The organism is Sphaerimonospora thailandensis (genome assembly GCF_016863115.1).
In the GTDB taxonomy this organism is placed as follows: domain Bacteria; phylum Actinomycetota; class Actinomycetes; order Streptosporangiales; family Streptosporangiaceae; genus Sphaerimonospora; species Sphaerimonospora cavernae.
Genome location: NZ_BOOG01000080.1, coordinates 1 through 17,039 on the forward strand (window position 1 = coordinate 1; position 17,039 = coordinate 17,039).

Sequence of the window (17,039 nt, forward strand, 5' to 3'; positions counted from 1 at the left end):
GGACCGCGGAAAGGCCTGCGAAAAAAGCCTGCCGCCGTTACCGGGCGGCAGGCGTGGAAGTGGTCACGAGATCAGGGGAACGGATGGGGCACCCGCTTGACGTCCTCCTCAGGCAGATCGTCGAGACGGCGGCCGGCGGCCCGCAGAGCAGTCCGGAGCCTGGGCATCAGCAGCGCACGCTGCCGGGTCCACCCGAAGTCGATCGGCAGCAACCCCGGCACGATGGTGGTGACCGTGCACAGACCCGTCCGGTACTGCTCGGGCGTGGTCTGATCGACGGCGATGACGTCGAAGCCCGCCCCCGTCAACTCGTCGCGGAGCGACCTCAGATCGTCCAGCAGATCTCCGGTACGTGGCCGGACCCGCTCCCAATCGCCGAACGTCTCGCTGAGCGACCGAATCCCCGCCGGCTGCAGGTATTCGCGGGCGTGCTCGGCCATCCGCGGCAGCCCATAGAGCTGGGCATGATCCTTCAGGTAGCGAACCTTGCGGTAATCCTGTGCCATCTCCTCCAGCTCACTGTGTCGTTCGGCGACCTGGTAAGGCAGGTGCGGGATATAGGTGAGCACTTCGGAGAGGGCGGCGTCGACGGTGGTCTCGGGGTCGAATCCGGCGGCCGCGCTGAAGGAGAGGGTGCCATGACCGCCATCGCGGCGTACCGCCAGCGCGGTGACGACGGGGACGGCCAGGTCCATGCGGGTGTCGAAGGCATGGACGTCGTAACCGTGCAGAGCGGCCCTGTCGATCATGCTGTGGATGGCGGAGCTCTGGCAGGTGGTGAGGTCGATCTCGGTGAGTCGCGCACGCCCGTACCAGGCCAGGAGGAAGGCGTCACGTTCGATGAGTTCGAGAAGCCCGTGGAGGATCGCCTCCTCCAGCCTGGAGCCGGTCGCGCACCCGTTGGAGCATTCGAAGACGAAGTTGTCGGCGTCGACCCCGGCGCCGTAGTGGGCGAGACGGGCCGCGACCAGAATCGGCCGGTCCTCGCGCAGGGAGTGACCCCAGACCCAGGGAATCTCCCGGTCGGGGTCGAACGGGCTGAGGAGATGATCCTCCTCGTATGTCTGGGGGGTGTAGAAACCGCAGTCGGCGGGGTTGAGCACGGGCCGGCCATCCGCGAGCAGGTCGCGGTATGAGGCGATGACGGGTGCGGTGCCGCGTCTGCGATGGGTGCCCGCGTACCGTTCGAGTCCCTCCAGGTAGGCCAGGGTCCGGCTGGTGGCGTAATTGTTGGCCTGTCCGCTCCAGGTGACGTCGTTCAGCCCCGTGTAGCCACGGACGAAATGAGCTCCGCTGACCGGAGCGGTGGTGGTGGAGGCGGGGTTGATCCAGGTGGTCGAGCCGAGCGCTCCGCACACCGGGTTGGCGAGCGCCGCGGTCGGGAGCGGATACGCCTGGAGAGAGCGCAGCCGGTAGCTGTCCGGGGCCGGTTTGGGAACGGAACCGAGAGACATGCGGGCGGATTCGGCCGTGTCGGGGAGTTCGCGCACGCAGACGGGGCACAGCGGGTCGGGCAACAGGGGGAAGGTGGCCGTCGCCAGGGTGGCGAGATCGACCCTGGTGACCTGGGGCAGCGTGCGATCGGCGATGGAGGAGGAAGCGGGGGCGGGACGATCGCCCGAGAACGTCGCACAGTAGGCGGCCCACACGGCGTCCACGATGTAGCCGGTGAGGACCGGCCATGCGGTCGCACCGTACGGTTCGTATCCGAGCTCGAGCGCTTCGCGCTCGGAGCGGCTGCGCAGGCGTTGCCATCGCATGCCCAGGCACTGTCCGCAGGCGGTGTCCTCCGGCGTCCCACCCCACGGGCCGATGAGCACGGCCCGCGAGGTGAGGTGAACGGTGGCGGTGGGACGGAGCGCGGCGTACGGGTCGGCCTGTCCGAATCCGAGGGTGTCGGCGGCACCCAACGGCACCACCACGGGCTCGGGCAGGCCGGCTCCCCGATGGCGCACGGCCAGTTCCCGTTGCAGCTGAGCGCGGGCGGTGTCCAGCGGCGAGCCCATCGCGGTCGTCATGGTCGTCATGGTCGCGGTCGTCATGACTTGTCGCTCCAGCGGAAGGTCTTCAGCGCGATCGCGCCGAAGACGACGGCGAAGGCCGCGAGGACGCCGCAGTCCACGAGGATGTCGGCGCCGCTCCCGCTCCCGGTGAGGGCGGCGGAGACCCCGTCGTTGAAGTAGTACAGCGGCAGCGCGTGGGCGAGACTCTGCATCCAGGCGGGCATGGCGTCCAGGGGGAAGAACGAGCCGGAGAGGAACGCCATCGGGATCATCAGGCAGTTGGCGATGGCGGCCACGGCCTCGGGTGTCCTGGCGAACGAGCCGACGATGACACCCACCATGAGGAACGCGGTGACGCCCAGCACCAGCACGGCCAGGGCGAGCGGCCAGGTGGAGGCCAGCGTCAGCCCGAAGAAGGGCAGCAGAGCGATGCCGACGAACAGCGCGCTCTGCACCACTCCGATGGCCAGGGCCAGCACGTAACGCGACCCCAGGACGGAGGTCAGCGGTGCCGGGGTCATCCTGATCAGCCGCAGCAGATCGTCACGACGCCACTGCATCAGCACGAAACCCACGCCGAAGACGGCGGCGTTGGCCACGCCCCAGGAGAGCACCCCGGGAGCGATGTAGTCGATGTACGGCTTGCCGCTCTGCTGGACGGACTTGCCACTGAAGATCAGACCGAAGACGACGAGGAAGAGCAGAGGGAAGGCGAAGGTGAAGAAGAGCGTGGTCTTGTCGCGGACGTAGGCGTAATATCCGGCCCGGCTCAACGCGGTGTAGGCGCTCATGCGAGGTTTCCTTTGCTGCGGGGTCAGCGGGTGTTGGTCAGGTCGAGGTAGACGTCTTCGAGGCTGGCGGTGCGGGTGCGCACCCCGTGGAGTCCGGCGATCTGGTCGATGGCGGCCAGGACGGGACCGGAGTCCGAGGTCTCCAGAACGATGGCGTCGGCCTCCTCCGTCACCTTCAGGACGCCGGGGATGGCCCGGGCGGCCTCCGCCGTCAGCCGACCGGCGGGCACCAGCAGCTGGGTGGTGGCGGTGGCTTCGGCGACCAGGCGGGCGGGGCTGCCCAGGGCGCGGATCTGACCGTTCATGACGATGGCGACCCGGTCGCAGAGCGCCTCGGCCTCGTCGAGGTGGTGTGTGGTGTAGACGATGGTGCGGCCCGCGCCCTTCAGATCGCGCAGCACCTGCCAGAGTGAACGGCGGGCCTGCGGGTCGAGGGCGGCGGTCGGCTCGTCCAGGAAGATCAGCTCTGGGTCGTGGACCAGAGCGGCGGCGATGGCCAGGCGTTGACGCTGCCCGCCCGAGAGGTCCTCGACCCGGATGTCCGCCTGTTCGGTCAGGCCGACCAGGGCCAGGGCCCGCTGTGCGGCCTCCCGGCCGGCCCGGTAGAGCGCGGCGACGGTCTCCAGATGCTCACGTGCGGTGAGCCGCACGAAGAAGGCCGAGGCCTGGGTCTGCACCCCCAGCCGGGGAAGCAGGTCCGCGTTGCGCGGCCCCGGGCGGAAGCCCAGGACCGACACCGTGCCGGAGTCCGCTTTCCGCTGCCCCTCGATGATCTCGATGAGGGTGGTCTTGCCCGCTCCGTTGGGACCCAGCAGGCCGAAGAACTCCCCGCGGTGAATGGTGAGCGAGATCCCGTCCACCGCCTGGATCGACCCGTACCGCTTACGTACGGAGTCGATGACGACGGCTTCTTCCGGATTGGTGGATGACATGGTTCTCCTTGGCTGTACGGCGTCACGCCGCTGACAGAAGACGGTGAACGATCGCCGCGAGGGCCGCGGCGAGAGCGCCCAGGACAAGCAGCGCGCTCCATCCGTAGACGGTGTAGGCGATCTTCGCTTGGCGAGGGTAGCGGGTCGCGGCCGCATCGCGTCGCGCTCTGAGTTTCAGGTAGGCGCCGGTGGAGGCGGCCAGATCCGTGGCGCTCAGCAGCTGGCCGGCGATCTTGTAGCCGTCGAGGGGAGGGAGGGGGATCAGCATGGTCAGGGCATGCACGCTGCCGAGGAACAGCAGGCCCGACAGGGCCTCGCGGGTGGCGGCGTCGACGGGGGCGAACGCCCATACGGCGAAGAAGGGCAGGAGGAAGAGCAGGTTCATCGTCGCTCCGGCGGCGGCGATGGCGATGCGTTGGCGGCGGGTCCCCAGGTACATGTAGTCGTCGACCGTGCAATACATGATCACAAGGGGGAGCCGCCAGCGTAATCCGATTTCGGCGACGTGCCCGCCGTAGTGGCGGGCGGCCACGCCGTGGGCGAGTTCATGCAGGGCGGTGCTCAGCCACAGCAGGCAGGCCACTCCGGTGAGGAGCACCGGCTGGTGGAACAGCTCCCATGTGGCGTCGACGAGTTCGCCGGCGTGCGGGACGAGGGCGACCTCCATGATCGCAATCATGATGAGGAGCGGCGCCAGCCAGGCGGGAGCCAGCAGGAACCCGATGGCCCGGTGCAGCCGTGTGATCGCCGCGTCGGCGTCGGCGACCAGGCGGATGCTCCCCCGCAGCGGCGAACGTGCGGGCTGCGGACTCGCCGCGGCCGTCGATGACGCGGCCGTGGACGACGCCGCCGTAGCTGACTCTCTCGTAGACGACGTGGCCGGGGTTCCGGCCAGCAGCCCCCGGCTGCCCAGCAACGAGAGGATCTGCTGCCAGGCGGTTTCCGCGAGGGGGTGCCCGCTGGCCAGGGCGTATTCGTCGGAGATCTCCGCCAGGCTGCGCTCGCCGTCCATCCGGGAGATCAGGAAGTGTTCCCTGACGCCGACCCGGAAGGACGCCCCGCTGCCGGTGTCCTTGATCAGATGCACGATCGTGGCGTCGCGCAGCAGTGCCTCGCTGACCAGCACTCCCTCGCGCAGGGCGGGACGATAGGCGGGGGGCATCGTGACCGCGGTGGTCATCCCAGCTCCCGCAGGCAGCGGCCCAGCACATGCGAGAGGTAGGCCTCGTCGCGGATGGTGACGTGCAGCCGGTTGTTGGTCATGTGCATGTAGGGGGAGAGCAGCCGCGGCAGGGCCAGGGACGGATCGGTGATCTGCTCGTCTCGCTCGCCGTCCCAGGATCGGAACACCAGCTCTCCGGCGAGTGCCAGGGTCCGCGCCCGGTCTCGCAGCTGCGAGCAGTGCACGGCCCAGTCGGCGAGAGACGCGGGCAGCCGGTCCGGCTCCCCGGCCGCGACGGCGGCGACCGCGGCTCGGATGTGGGTGAACCGGGCGGCCAGCTCCGGCGCCAGCTGGGCGTAGTTACGGTCGTATTCGGTGCTGCCGATGAAACCGGTGCCGGGGAAGGCCCGATGCCAGAACTCGTAGTAGCTGTCGAGGTAGGAGATCAGCTCTTCCCTGTCGGGCAGGAACGTCGCCGCCATCACCATCATCAGCTGCGCGGAGGTGCCCAGCAGAACCGTGCGCAGGTGCAGGTTCTTCGTACGGAAGGCGTCGATGACCAGGTCGCTCGAGTGCCGGAAGTGCCACTCGGCCAGGTCGATGCCCGCGACGCCGCCGTATTTGCCGTACTCGGGCTCGTACGGCTCGGCGCTGCGGGAGTTGTTGGCGCGCAGGTTCATCCGGCCCTGCTCGTCGAGATAGGGATCACGTTCGCTGCCGGGGAACTCGATCTCGAACAGGCTGTTGTAGAAGTCGTTGAGGAAACCCGCGTCCACCTCGTACAACGCGGGACGCTCGGCCAGGAAGGCGTCGATGGCCCGCTCGGTGCGGCGGCGCACCTCGGGGCCGGCCTCGGGGGAGGAGGGCTTGACGCGCAGGCGGACGTGCGGCCCCTCCAGCCAGTAGTTGATGAAGAAGTAGTTGGCGAGCAGCCCGTCCGCCTCCAGCTCCGCGACCAGCGGGCGGACGCAGTCGAGGAGCAGGGGTCGCGGGTTGGCCGCGTAGAAGATGTGGGTCGCCTGCCAGGGGGCGGTGGTCGCGACGGCCGTGGTCATGAGGCGTTCTCCTTCCGGGTGAGGGGGGTGGGAGGTGTTTCCACGGCCAGTTCGGCGACGTGGTGGCCGCGTTCGGAGCGCACGTGCAGTCCGTCCTCGTCGGGCAGCATCTCCCGGAAGACCACCCGGGCCTGGTCACTCTTGATCAGCGCCTCGAACGCCGCCAGCGACAGCGGGCTGTCGAAGTCGACGTACTGCGGTTTGGCTCCGGTCGCGCCGCGGGCGCCGCTGTCCGAAACGGTCGCGAAGACCTGACCGGGCAGGTGGTGCGTTCTGCGGAAGCGATGCCAGCCCAGGAACCAGTCCGCGTCGGAGCCGCCCGGCGCCTGGATCGGCAGTGCGGAGACCGGGGCGCTCCAACTGCGCCGGCTGAGCACGATGCTGCCGTGACGCACTCGCGGCCTGGCGGTCACTCCCGCTGTCGGCTCCCCCTCGGGGATGCCGCCCCAGACGTTGAGCGGGGCCATCGAGGTCGGGGAGAGCAGCAGCAGCGCGCGGGGCAGTTCTGGCAGGGCCAGCGGCACCAGATAGCCGAGATAGACGGGGATGACCTCGCGGCCGAGCCGGGCCGAGCAGAGCACCAGGCGGTCCTCCTGCTCGTCGTGCTCGATGAACAGGTCGTCGAGACGGAGCTGGAACTCCGGTGCCAGAGTGCCCGTTTCGCCCGGCCCGACGATCTCGTATTCGGTCAGCCGGCCGTGCAGGTTCAGATTGGTGGTCACCGGCCCGCCGGTGACCTCCGCGAAGACGGCGTCCTTCGGGCAGATCACGGTCGACTGCTCGAGCAGCCGGTCGTCGAGACCGTCGAAACAGTGGGTGAAGCGGCTGAACGGGAAGGACAGCCCGCCGTACGACCGGTTGAGGACGATCAGCGGATCCCCGGCACGGTCCGCGACCTGCAGATGATGGCTCATCGGCGCGAAGCGCGGTGTGACGGAGTCGAGCTCGCCGGCGACGTCGGCGACGAAGTCGTCGTCCAGGGCGATCTCGTCCCGTCCGCCCGCCGCGTCCCACAGCGCCCGCATCCGTTCCACGAAGGCCAGGCGCGCGGTGTCGAGAGCTTTCAACTCGGGCAGCCCCAGCCAGTTCTCCTCCGGCACGTACCGCCCCTCGGCGTCGAAGGTGGTACGCCCGGCGGTGAACGACATGTACTGGTCGAAGAAGTCCTCGTGGAAGTCGTGGACGAGTTTGAGCAGGTCGCCGCAGTGTCCACCGCGCCCGTAACGGGCGAGGAAGAACCCTTTGAACAAGATCCTCTGGGGCAGTGTGAGGTCGAAAGCGGGCAGGAGCCGCTCCACGGCGCGCAGCGGTTCCGCCGCCAGCTCGGCCCAGGCACGGGCGCTCAGCGAAACGGTTCCTCGGGCGGCCGCGTCCTCGTACAGCACCGTCTGCGGGACCTTGCCCTGTTCCGCGCGCAGTTCTTCCTGGATGGTCCGCAGCTCGGTTCGCAGTTCCTCCAGGAGTCCGCGCCGCTCGGCCGGGTCGGCGCTCACGAACCGGTCGACGCAGGAGGCGAGCGCGTCCAGCCGCGTGGCGAGGGCGTCGGCCCAGGGCCGGTCGATGTCTCTCAGCGCCGCCTGGAAGGCACGCAGCGGATCTTCGTGGTGCACCTCGGTACGCAGGCACGGAACCTGCACCATGCCGAGGTCCAGCAAGGTCTGCAGGTACTGCTCGCACTCCTCGGCGTCGGCGTTCTGGTCGTCGACGAGCCAGGAGGTCAGCTCCCCGTAGCGGAGAGTCCCGCGCTGCTCGAAGAGGCCGAGCAGCCGTTCCAGGGTGCCGCTGCGCCGGAGGAAGAACAGGCGATCCTTGATCGCGTCGAAGGTGACGGCGGTGTCGTCGTCTCCCGCGGTCACCCAGCGTCGTACATACCGAACCTGGTCGGCGTCCCGTCCCCAGCCGGAGGCGAGGGCGACGGGGAGATCGGCGCGGCGGGCGGGATCGGCGATCACCGCTTCGGCCAGCCGTCCGAGGGCGACGACGTTGATGCGCGCGTATCCGTCCCACTCTTCGGCGAGTTCCGTCCGCAGGCCCGGCCGCTCCGGCCGCTCCGACTGCTCCGACTGCTCCGGCAGCTCAGGGTCCTCGGTGAACTCGCCCAGCGCGACACCGGTGAAGGTGGAGAACGGGCTGGTCTTGCATGCCGTCCGGTACAGGTAGGACAGCAGCGAACGCTCTATCTTGCGCCGTTTCTTGTCCGGTCGCGCTTCCGGGTCGGCAGCGGTCAGGCGCGCGTACGCGTCCACCTGCGCGTCCAAGGACGGCGAGGCCAGCGGCAGCCCGCCGCGCAGTCGCTGCTCGCCCGCCAGGCGGCACAGAGCCAGCCGGCTGCGGCCGGTCTCCGCGGCGAGCAGTCCGGCGCCCTCGGCCTGGCGGTCGGCCAGCAGCCGGCGGGCGGTCAGCCAGTCGGCGAGGGCCCGGCCCGCCGCCGGATCGAGATCGGACACCAGGGCGAGGACGGTTTCCGCGTCCTTGGGCAGCCGGTTGTTGAACACCTCCCGGCGCAGTTTGAGCAGGGTGCGCCGGCAGCTCTCATCGTCGTTCTCGCCGATGAGGGCGTGCAACAGGTCGGCGACGGTTTCGCCCGTGGCGTGCGAGGTATCCGCCAGGTCGAGGACGTCGTCGGCCCATCGGCGGCTGTCGGGGCAGCGCAACTCGCGCACGGTCTCGACGGGGAGTCCGGCTGCCCGAAGCATGAACGGCATGGCGACCTTCTCCTTCGCTGTGCTCATCGGCTCAGGCGATCTCGTACCGGAAGTCGGCGGGAGCGGGCCGCTCGTTGCCGATCATCATGATCAGCAGGGGGGCCTCCCCCGTTTCCTCGAGGCCGAGCTCCTCGATGTAGGAGATGTTGTCGAAGCCCAGGGCCACGCCGCAGCCGATCTCCAGCGCGGAGGCGGCGGTGTAGACGGCCTGGGAGACGGCTCCGATGGTCGCGTTGACCAGCCGGTAGCCGCGGTCTCCGACGGCGTCCAGGACGGCGCCGGTGCGCACGGTGGGCACCAGGACCGCCCCGGCCTGCTCCAGGTTGTAGTTGGACAGGAAGTAGTTCTTCTGCAGGAAGGCTCCGGGGCCGCCCTCCTTGACCAGCCGCAGGCGGCGTGTCTCGGGGTCGTATTCGTAACTGCCGGGGGCCACCCCCTCCACGTGGTTGACGAAGGCGTACAGCTTCGCCAGCCGCACGTCACCGGTGTCACCGCCGAGTCGCGCCCCGGCGACGGCGGCCGCGAGGGTGGCGGCCAGCTGGTCGGCCCGCAGCGGGCGCTGCGCCTCGAAGCGGCCGAAGCTGCTGCGGCGGCGGCGCAGCGCCCGCCGCACATCGGTGTCCAGCGGCCGGGCGGCGGGGAGGGTGACCTCGGTCCGGTCGTGGCGGGCGGGTGGCGCGGCGGCCGGGACGAGTGCGTTCACATCGGGACGGGCCGTCGCGTTCTGGGCGGTGGCCGCCTGCATCTTCCGCACGGCGTCGAAGGTCAGCACGGTGCGGGAGCGTTCGACGTCCGCACGCCGGACGCGGGCGGCGGCCGGGACGGAGGGAGCGGGCGGCGTGCCCGTCCAGCGCAGCGGGACGACCGCGAAGACGCCCTCCTCCTCGGTGCGCACGCCCAGCAGCCGGGCGAGGCGCTCCTCGTCGAACCAGAGGGCGGGTTCGATGGTCAGACCACGGGCCCGTGCCCACATCCGCCAGCTCTGCAGGGCGGTGCCCACGTCCATGCTCACCGCGTGGAAGGAGAAGCTGTTGTACTTGAAGGCGTTCTGCCAGTACTTGACGCCGAGCACCAGATACTGATCGGTGGCCGGGCCGGGCGCGCCCTCGCCCAGCGCCGCGCGGACCTCGCCGGTGACGTCGCCGGTCAGCAACCGCTGCATGGCGTGCCGGCGGGTGGCGTAGTAGTGGATTCCCGGCGGTACGGGTCCTGTCGGCCCGGACACCCAGTAGATCTGCACGGGATAGAGGCCGCCGCCGGATGCGGTGCCCCGCGACCAGTTGGCGAGCGGATAGAAGGGAAGGGCCCTCAGGTCGGTGTTGGCCTGGACGCCCAGCCGGCGGCCGGTCAGCCCGTAGGAGTCGCGGAGCATGCCCGCCAGAGCGGTGAGATCGAACGGCCCATCCCCGTCCGGGGCGCCGTACAGCCCCTTCTCCAGGGTGGCGTCGGCGGGGTAGGGGCAGTCGGGCAGCGGCATGCTGTCCACGCCGGGATAGAACTTGGTCTTGCGCGGCCCATCTGCCCAGTTCGGCACGTAATCGACGGGCTCCATGTAGACCCGGCCGCGCTGCATGATCGCAGCGGCGTAGTCATGGGCGTATCCCATGGTGAGCTCCTCAGGTCAGGGGAAGGGGTGGGGTGCGGGGTTGAGGTCCGCGGGGACCAGATCGCGGTCGCGCAGCCCGGCCTCGCGTAGCGCGGTGCGCAGCCGCGGCATCCCCAGCGCGCGCTGCCGCGTCCAGCCGAAGTCGATCGGGAGCAACCCCGGCACGATGACGCTGACCGTGGTCAGTCCCAGGTCGCGTTGCTCGGGCATGGTCTGGTCGACGACGATCACGTCGAAGCCGGCGGCCGTCACCGTGTCGACGCAGCGCATCAGGTCGTCGCGCAGGTCGTCGGAGACGGGCAGGACGGAGCCGTCACCGTACAGGTCGGCGAAGGACCGCGGGGCCGGCCGGGGGGCGCCCGGTTCGCCGATCAGGAAATGCGCGTGGTCCCCCATCTCCGGAATGCCGTACGCCAACGGGTGATCGTGCAGGGCGGCGACCTTGTCGAAGTCGTGGGCCATGGCGCGCAGCCGCTGTTCGTCGCGTTCCGTACGCTCCTGAAGGTTGACGGCGTCGGTGGCGATCTCGCAGAGGGCTCCGGCCAGCGCGGCTTCGGGATCGAGGCCGGCGCCCGCGCCGAAGCACATCCGGCCCAGGCCGCCGTCGGGCCGCACCGCGACGCCGGTGACGACGGGGATGGGGAAGGAGATCCGGGTGTCGAAGAACCGGGCCTCGTAGCCGTACATCTCCAACCGGTCGACCATCTCGCGGGTCGACCGGCGGGTGCTGGTGCGCGGGTCGATCTCGGGCAGCGCGGCCCGCCCGTACCAGGAGATCAGGAAGGCGTCCCGCTCGACGACCTCCATGAGCCCGAAGTAGCTGGCCTCCTCCAGGCTTCCGCCGGAGGCGCAGCCGTTGGAGGACTCCTGGACGAACCGGTTCTCCAGCCCCGGAGCGTGGTAGTAGGTCAGCACCTCGGGGACCAGAATCGGTGCGTGGTCGCGCAGGGAGTAGCCCCACACCCAGGGAATCTCCCGATCCGGGGAGAACGGCGTGACCCGCGGGTTGGCGCGGTGGAACTCCGGCGAGTACAGCCCGCACCTGTGCGGATCGAGGGCGCGAACGCCCTGCCCGAGCAGGCCGTTCAAGGAATCCCGCACCTCGGCCTGCTTGGCACGTGAGCGCATGCCCGCGTACCGCTCCAGGCCCTCCAGCACGCCGATTCGGACACTCTGCGCGAAGGTGTCGGCGTGGCCGCCCCAGAACGTCTCGCGCAGATATTCGCCCGAGCGCATCGAGAAGCAGCCCACGGTGGCCGAGGTGGACAGCGAGGTGATGTCCTGGACGACGGCCTGTCCCAGTGAGCCGCACACCGGGTTGGCGTAGGCCTCGACGGGCAGGTCGTAGGCGCCGATATCGCGGACCCGGAAGCCGCCGGGCCGGTGCTTGGGAGCGGGCCGCAGATCGAGGACGGCGGCCTCGGCGCTGTCCTGCGCCGGGCTGCCGCAGCGCGGGCATTCGGGGTCGGGCACCAGCGGATAGCGGCGGATGGTCAGCGACCGCAGATCCACCAGGTGCACGGCGGGGAAGGCTCCGGTCGCGGGCCCGACGCCGCCGAGCCGAGCGGCGATCAACGAGGAGAGGGCCGCTGCGCCGAACGGGGTGACGTGCGGTGACTCGCCCGCCGCCCGGGTGCCGGACCCGAGCTCGAGCGCATCGCGCAGCGCGACGGATCGCACGGCCTGCCAGCGCCGTTCCAGGCATCGGGCGCAGGGGCGTCCGCCCCGGGTCTCGCCGGGGAAGGGGCCGACGATCGCGTGCCTGCCATAGAACCGTACGGGCACGGCGTCGTCATGTCCGCCGTCCTGTCCTCCGCTGGGTGCCACGCCGGCGAACGCGTCACGGATGCCCAGCGAGTCGATGTCGAGCGCGACGCCGGCGCCGTGGGCGTCGAGCTCACGCCGGAGCAGGATGGCGGTGCTGTCAGCGGCGGACATCGGCGCCGTCCACGGTGAGCAGGACCCGGGCCGTGCTGATCCCGCCCGCGGGAAGGTCTGCCGGGGTCGTCGCGACGTACAGTGCGTCCCGCCCGGCCTCGCGCAGCCGGTCGAGAACGGCATCGAAGGTGGTGGTCTCCGCCCCGGCGGCCGGTTCGGGACCGGTGATCGCGATCGTCCCGGCGGCGAGGTCCGTCACCAGCGGGTCGCCCATGTCGACGGCACCGCACTCGGCGGCGAGCTGCACCTGCCCCAGCAGATCGCGCAGCGCGGAGCAGGCCGCCTCGGCCTGAGACAGTCCGGCGCCGAGGGCCCAGCGTCCGGTGCCGTCGGCCGTCGCCTCGCGGGCCAGGACGACGTGGGCTGAGGAGCGCCGCTGTTCGCCGAGATCCACCAGTTCGGTCTCGATGCCGAGGTTGCCCGCCGACCTGACCAGGAAGACCAGCTCCGGATCGTCACCGCCGACGGCCAGGGGGCGCACCTCGGTACGACCGCCGAGCGCCCGCATGAGCGCGTCGTGCGCGAGGGCGGACAGCAGGCCCCTTCCCGCCGCCTCCTGCGGGTCGGCGCCGGCCCCGGACCCGGCGCTCGTCGCCTGGTGCAGCCGGTCGCGGTTGTACTTCCCGAACGGGCGCACCGCGGCCGCCGGCACTCGGAACGGCTCCTTGGTGATCAGCGAGGTCGCGGTGACCCAGGCGGTGACGGTCGTCTCGACGCCGCCGGTGGTCAGCGCGGCGGGGCCGAGCACCGCCTCGCCGGGGCCGGCCGCGCCGGTCTCGGCCCGCAGCGGGACCACGTGTTCCACGTACGTCTCGGCCGCGGCGTACAGCGCCCGCATCCGCGCCCCCGCCAGATGGTGCACATCGAAGGCGGCGATCTTCCTGCGCACACCGGGGCGGAGCGCCACCTCGACCTGGCTGATCTTCAACGGGATCTGGGTGATCTCCTCGTCCTCGTAGCTCCTGAAGATCCCGGTATACGGGCGGACCAGCGCGGCGCTGACCTCGTTGAGGTTCTCCACCAGGGCCTCCGCGTCACGGGCGGTTTCCACGGTCGGAGTGACCGGCAGCGCGAGGGAGACGGGCACCGGCTGCCCCTGTCCGTTCGCCGTGGACAGGGCGGCGCAGCGGCGACACCGCGGGTGCGGCTGGACCGGTTCGGCGACGACGTCCAGCGACTGCAGGTTCTGGATGAGCACCTGGCCGTCGGTCTCGGCGGGGAGCGCCCCCGTCGCGATGCGGAAGATCTCGTAACCGATCAGGTTGCCGGACATGGCCGCGACCGGCCCGGACAGCGGGCCGTCATCCAGCAGCGAGGGGGCGCCGGCCGTACCCGCCGCGACCTCGCTCCACAGTTCGGCCGCCGCCGTGGCCTCGACGTTGCCTCCGAGCCGCAGCACCGCGCAGGACCAGCAGCAGGGGGCCTCAGCGGTGGTGAGGGGACCCGTGACGGAGTACTCGCCGAAGGTCCAGACGGGAATGAGGGTCTTCCCGTCGGGCACCCCGGCGGAGAGGAGCCGGTGGGTCCGGGCCTCCGCCCCGGCGCCGGCGACGACCACGATGTCGTACTCGGCCAGCGTCTCCCAGTCCACTCCGGCCTCGACCCGGTTGATCCGTACCGTGTCGATCTGTACGGGGCAGCCCTCCTGCTCCTGGGCGGCGGCCTCGGCGGCGATCTCCGGGAAGTCGCCGGACACGCCGATCCGGCCGCAGCCGTTGCGGATCAGGCTCAGCGCGCACCACCGGGCGACCTGGTCGCCTCCCAGCACGGCGACCGCGGTCTCCCGGAAACGCCGGAAGCGCTCGGGCGCGTTGTCGGCGTAGTGATCGATGTAAGCGATCTGCGCGACGAACCGGCGGGCGACCTCGTCGCCCAGCGAGGGTCCTTCTGCGGAGGTTTCGGGCGCGTGGCGGGCGAATCCCCGGTCGTACAGGCTGCCGACCAACTCGGCGGCCATCGCCTGCTGGGCCGGGCCGAACCCGGTGCAGATCTCGGCCAGCGAGTGCTCTCCGGTCAGGTGGGGGACCATGAGCGCGGCGAAGCGGTAGGCCGCCCGGCCCGTCAGGTGGAAGCCGCCGTCGGCGTTGTGGAAGAGCACGCCTCCGGGGGTCTCGGTGAACAGGACATCCCGCCGGATCCGCGGCCGGGTGTCGCGGAGTTCATCGAATGTCGTAGCCGTGTCAGTCATGTGCGTCACACCTTCTGTGTCGATCGAGTTCTTTTGGCGATCTTTCGCGCGTACATGTGCATGAGGCGGTGCATTCGGTACGGGCCGGGCGGCCCGTCCTCCAGAAATCCGGCGTCGGCCAGTAGTTCCAGGACTTCGTCCGCCTCGACCGCCCCCAACTCCAGTTCGGCGGCGGCGTCCTGGGCGTGGAGGAGGTCGACGGAGATCGAACCGAGTCCCGCGAAGGCGTCGGCGAGGCGTGGATCGAGCCGGTCCAGCGCACCGCCGAACACCCGCTCGACCGAGATCGCGGGTGAGTCCGTCAGCGAGAGCCGGGCGAGCGGATCGTCGGTCAGCCAGCGCACCGCCTCGGCGAGCCGCAGGGCGGGCCGGGTGAGCAGCCGGGCCGCGATGATGCGCAGGGCGAGCGGAAAGTGGCCGCACAGTTCGGCCAGTTCACGTGCGGCCTCGGGCTCGCGCTCCACTCGCTGCGCGCCCAGCAGGGCACGCAGCAGTTGGTGGGACTCCTCTTCATCGAAGGTCGAGAGCCGGTGCACCCATCCGCCATGTGTGGCGATCAGGCTCGCGAGCCCCATCCGGCTGGTGACGATGACGGCGCCTTCCGGCCCGACGGGGAGCAACGGGCGTACCTGCTCGGCGTCGGCCACGTCGTCGAGGATGAGCAGCAGACGGCCGCTCGTCCGCCGGTCCCGCAATGCCGTCACCACGTCGGCGGCCGTTTCCGCGGCCGTGCGCGGGATTCCCTCCGCACGGCCCATCGGGACCAGCACCTGGCCGGCCGGGAAACTGTCGCGGACCAGGTGGGCGACGTGGTGTGCGAGCGCCGACTTGCCGATGCCGGGCGCCCCGGACACCACCAGGATCACGGCGTGGTCGCATGGTGTGCTCAGTCGCTCCACCATGGCGTCGATCTCGATCGACCGGCCCGTGAAGGAAGGCACGAGCGGAACCGGCAACATCGGGGAGGCGTGGTGCGGCGTGGCGGCTCGCACGGTTTCGCGATGTTCGACGCCCGGGGGTCGGACATCCGGGTGTCCGGTGCCCGGGTGTCCGACGTCCGGTGGTCCGAGACGTTCTCCCCGCAGGATGGCGCGCTCCAGGTGCTGTAGCGACGGCGACGGGTCCACCCCGAGCTCGTCGAGCAGATACGTCTTGACCCGCCGGTACTCCGCCAGCGCCTCGCTCTGCCGACCGGTCCGGTACAGTGCCTCGATCAGCTGCTCGTGGAACCGCTCATGGCCGGGATGCGTGCGGGTCACGCTCCACAGCTCGACCAGTACGTCTCCGCACCGTCCCAGCATCAGCTCCAGATCGCAGACGCGCTCGACCGTCCGCAGCCGCTCCTCCGTCAGCCGGGGCACCTCGTCCCGGCGCAGGATGTCGGAGGGGACGTTCGCCAGCAGCGGGCCCTGCCACAGGGACAGCGCGTCCTTGAGCATGTACAGCTCGATCTCCGGCTCCGCGGCCGCGGCGGCGCGGCGCACCTGCTCGCGGAAGCCGATCAGATCGAGGGAGCGGGCCCCCGCGGTGATCCGGTAGCCGCCGGGCACCGCCTCAATGGGCGTCTGGGTCACTCCGTGCCGGGCGAACAACTGACGCAGTCGCATCACGCAGGTCTGCAACGCGGCCTTGGCGGTGGCCGGCTGTTCTTCCCCCCAGATGGCCTCCTGCAGGTAGTCGGCGGAGACCACGCCGTTGGCGTGCAGCAGAAGCGTGGCCAGCAGGATGGTCGGTTTGGACGGCGGGAGCACGACGGAGTCCGATCCGGCCACGATGCTCAGCGGTCCGAGGAGCTGAAACCGCGTCATCTTCTCTCCCTCACGCAGGGGGCCGGGGATTCGCTGGAGCTCGTATTGGGGACGGGAATCGTTGGGGTGGTCATGGCATCTGTCCAGATGATTCGTTCGGAGAGGTCGGAACTCTCTGTCGTCCACCAGGCGCTGGATCGTCCACCAGGCGCTAGAGAGATCCGATGATCCGATCCATGGCTTGCGATATCAGGTCGGCCGCACAGTGAGCGATCGTCCAGCCGGTCAGAGATTCGCTGGTGTCTATCGCCCGCTCTAGTAGTTCGCGGGCGCTCGCCTCTGCCTGGAAAAGGTTTTCCGAGTGGATGTAGAGCACCAGGGAGATACCCGCGTCGTCGCCACGCGAATAAACATGCCTCAGCGGGGTGTCTTTTCCGGAGCGGCCGTCCCCGATGGAGAGGATCTCGCTCATCCGGCCGGAGTCGGGTGCGGTGTGCCCCGGTCCAGGCGGTAGAAGCCGAGCCGTGATTACGTACATGTTGCTCGCCGGGGTGGCAAGTTCTACACCTTCCTAACGAGAGTGTCAGTCCCAGGAGGTGCTGTCCCAGTGGCCCGAGGAGGCATGGACGACTTTCACAACAGACGGCGGAGCCGAGGCGTACGCGGCGGCGGAGCCGATTCCGATCACGGCGAGAGTGGCGAGGAGAGAAATCGCGGAAAGGTTTCGAACGAAGCGGTGGATGCTCATTGTCTTCTCCTTAGGCTGCTTCCGAAGTTCCTCTGTTTTCGCCTTGCCTGTTTGCCGCTGTCGTGAGGCGATGAGATGAGGATTGCAGCCTGGCCGCGGGCCGAGAAGAGTTAGGCCATGGCACCAAGCGGTTGTGACCTAAGCAGGCCAGGAAGCCAGTGCC

12 protein-coding genes are annotated in these 17,039 nt (G+C 70.1%); all 12 read right to left on the minus strand.

Translation table 11 applies throughout. From position 1 onward, the window contains the following. Nucleotides 1–71: 71 nt before the first annotated feature. The 12 genes from Mth01_RS27675 to Mth01_RS27730 all read right to left on the minus strand — a co-directional run bounded on the left by Mth01_RS27675 (nt 72) and on the right by Mth01_RS27730 (nt 16,876). A complete protein-coding gene (locus tag Mth01_RS27675; protein WP_204018907.1) occupies nt 72–2,042 on the minus strand; it encodes a TOMM precursor leader peptide-binding protein in 1,971 nt (656 codons plus the stop codon). Further along, nucleotides 2,039–2,794, minus strand: coding sequence for an ABC transporter permease (locus Mth01_RS27680; protein WP_204018908.1), 756 nt, complete (start codon nt 2,792–2,794; stop codon nt 2,039–2,041). The genes Mth01_RS27675 and Mth01_RS27680 overlap by 4 nt, the downstream gene beginning before the upstream one ends. Nucleotides 2,795–2,817: 23 nt before the next feature. Then, entirely contained in the window at nt 2,818–3,726 is a 909-nt protein-coding gene (locus Mth01_RS27685; RefSeq protein ID WP_204018909.1) for an ABC transporter ATP-binding protein, read from the minus strand. A 22-nt stretch (nt 3,727–3,748) separates the two neighbouring features. Further along, complete coding sequence (locus Mth01_RS27690; protein WP_204018910.1) at nt 3,749–4,906, minus strand: metalloprotease; 1,158 nt, start codon at nt 4,904–4,906, stop codon at nt 3,749–3,751. Further along, the gene (locus tag Mth01_RS27695) at nt 4,903–5,943 is read right to left on the minus strand and encodes a lantibiotic dehydratase C-terminal domain-containing protein (protein ID WP_204018911.1); all 1,041 of its coding nucleotides are present in this window, start codon (nt 5,941–5,943) and stop codon (nt 4,903–4,905) included. The genes Mth01_RS27690 and Mth01_RS27695 overlap by 4 nt, the downstream gene beginning before the upstream one ends. Further along, nucleotides 5,940–8,675 carry a lantibiotic dehydratase gene (locus Mth01_RS27700; RefSeq protein ID WP_204018912.1) on the minus strand — a complete coding sequence of 912 codons (2,736 nt, stop codon included), beginning with the start codon at nt 8,673–8,675 and terminating at the stop codon, nt 5,940–5,942. The genes Mth01_RS27695 and Mth01_RS27700 overlap by 4 nt, the downstream gene beginning before the upstream one ends. A gap of 4 nt (nt 8,676–8,679) precedes the next feature. Beyond that, nucleotides 8,680–10,254: a nitroreductase family protein gene (locus Mth01_RS27705; RefSeq protein ID WP_204018913.1), complete on the minus strand. Its 1,575-nt coding sequence runs from the start codon at nt 10,252–10,254 to the stop codon at nt 8,680–8,682. Between the two features lie 15 nt (nt 10,255–10,269). Next, the gene (locus Mth01_RS27710; RefSeq protein ID WP_204018914.1) at nt 10,270–12,192 is read right to left on the minus strand and encodes a TOMM precursor leader peptide-binding protein; all 1,923 of its coding nucleotides are present in this window, start codon (nt 12,190–12,192) and stop codon (nt 10,270–10,272) included. After that, the gene (locus tag Mth01_RS27715) at nt 12,179–14,380 is read right to left on the minus strand and encodes a TOMM precursor leader peptide-binding protein (protein WP_204018915.1); all 2,202 of its coding nucleotides are present in this window, start codon (nt 14,378–14,380) and stop codon (nt 12,179–12,181) included. The genes Mth01_RS27710 and Mth01_RS27715 overlap by 14 nt, the downstream gene beginning before the upstream one ends. 5 nt (nt 14,381–14,385) lie before the next feature. Beyond that, nucleotides 14,386–16,188 (minus strand): BTAD domain-containing putative transcriptional regulator, encoded by a 1,803-nt coding sequence (locus Mth01_RS27720; protein ID WP_204018916.1) that lies wholly within the window; start codon nt 16,186–16,188, stop codon nt 14,386–14,388. Between the two features lie 151 nt (nt 16,189–16,339). Next, complete coding sequence (locus Mth01_RS27725; protein WP_204018917.1) at nt 16,340–16,600, minus strand: hypothetical protein; 261 nt, start codon at nt 16,598–16,600, stop codon at nt 16,340–16,342. Between the two features lie 111 nt (nt 16,601–16,711). Next, a complete protein-coding gene (locus Mth01_RS27730; protein ID WP_204018918.1) occupies nt 16,712–16,876 on the minus strand; it encodes a hypothetical protein in 165 nt (54 codons plus the stop codon). Nucleotides 16,877–17,039 lie beyond the last annotated feature (163 nt).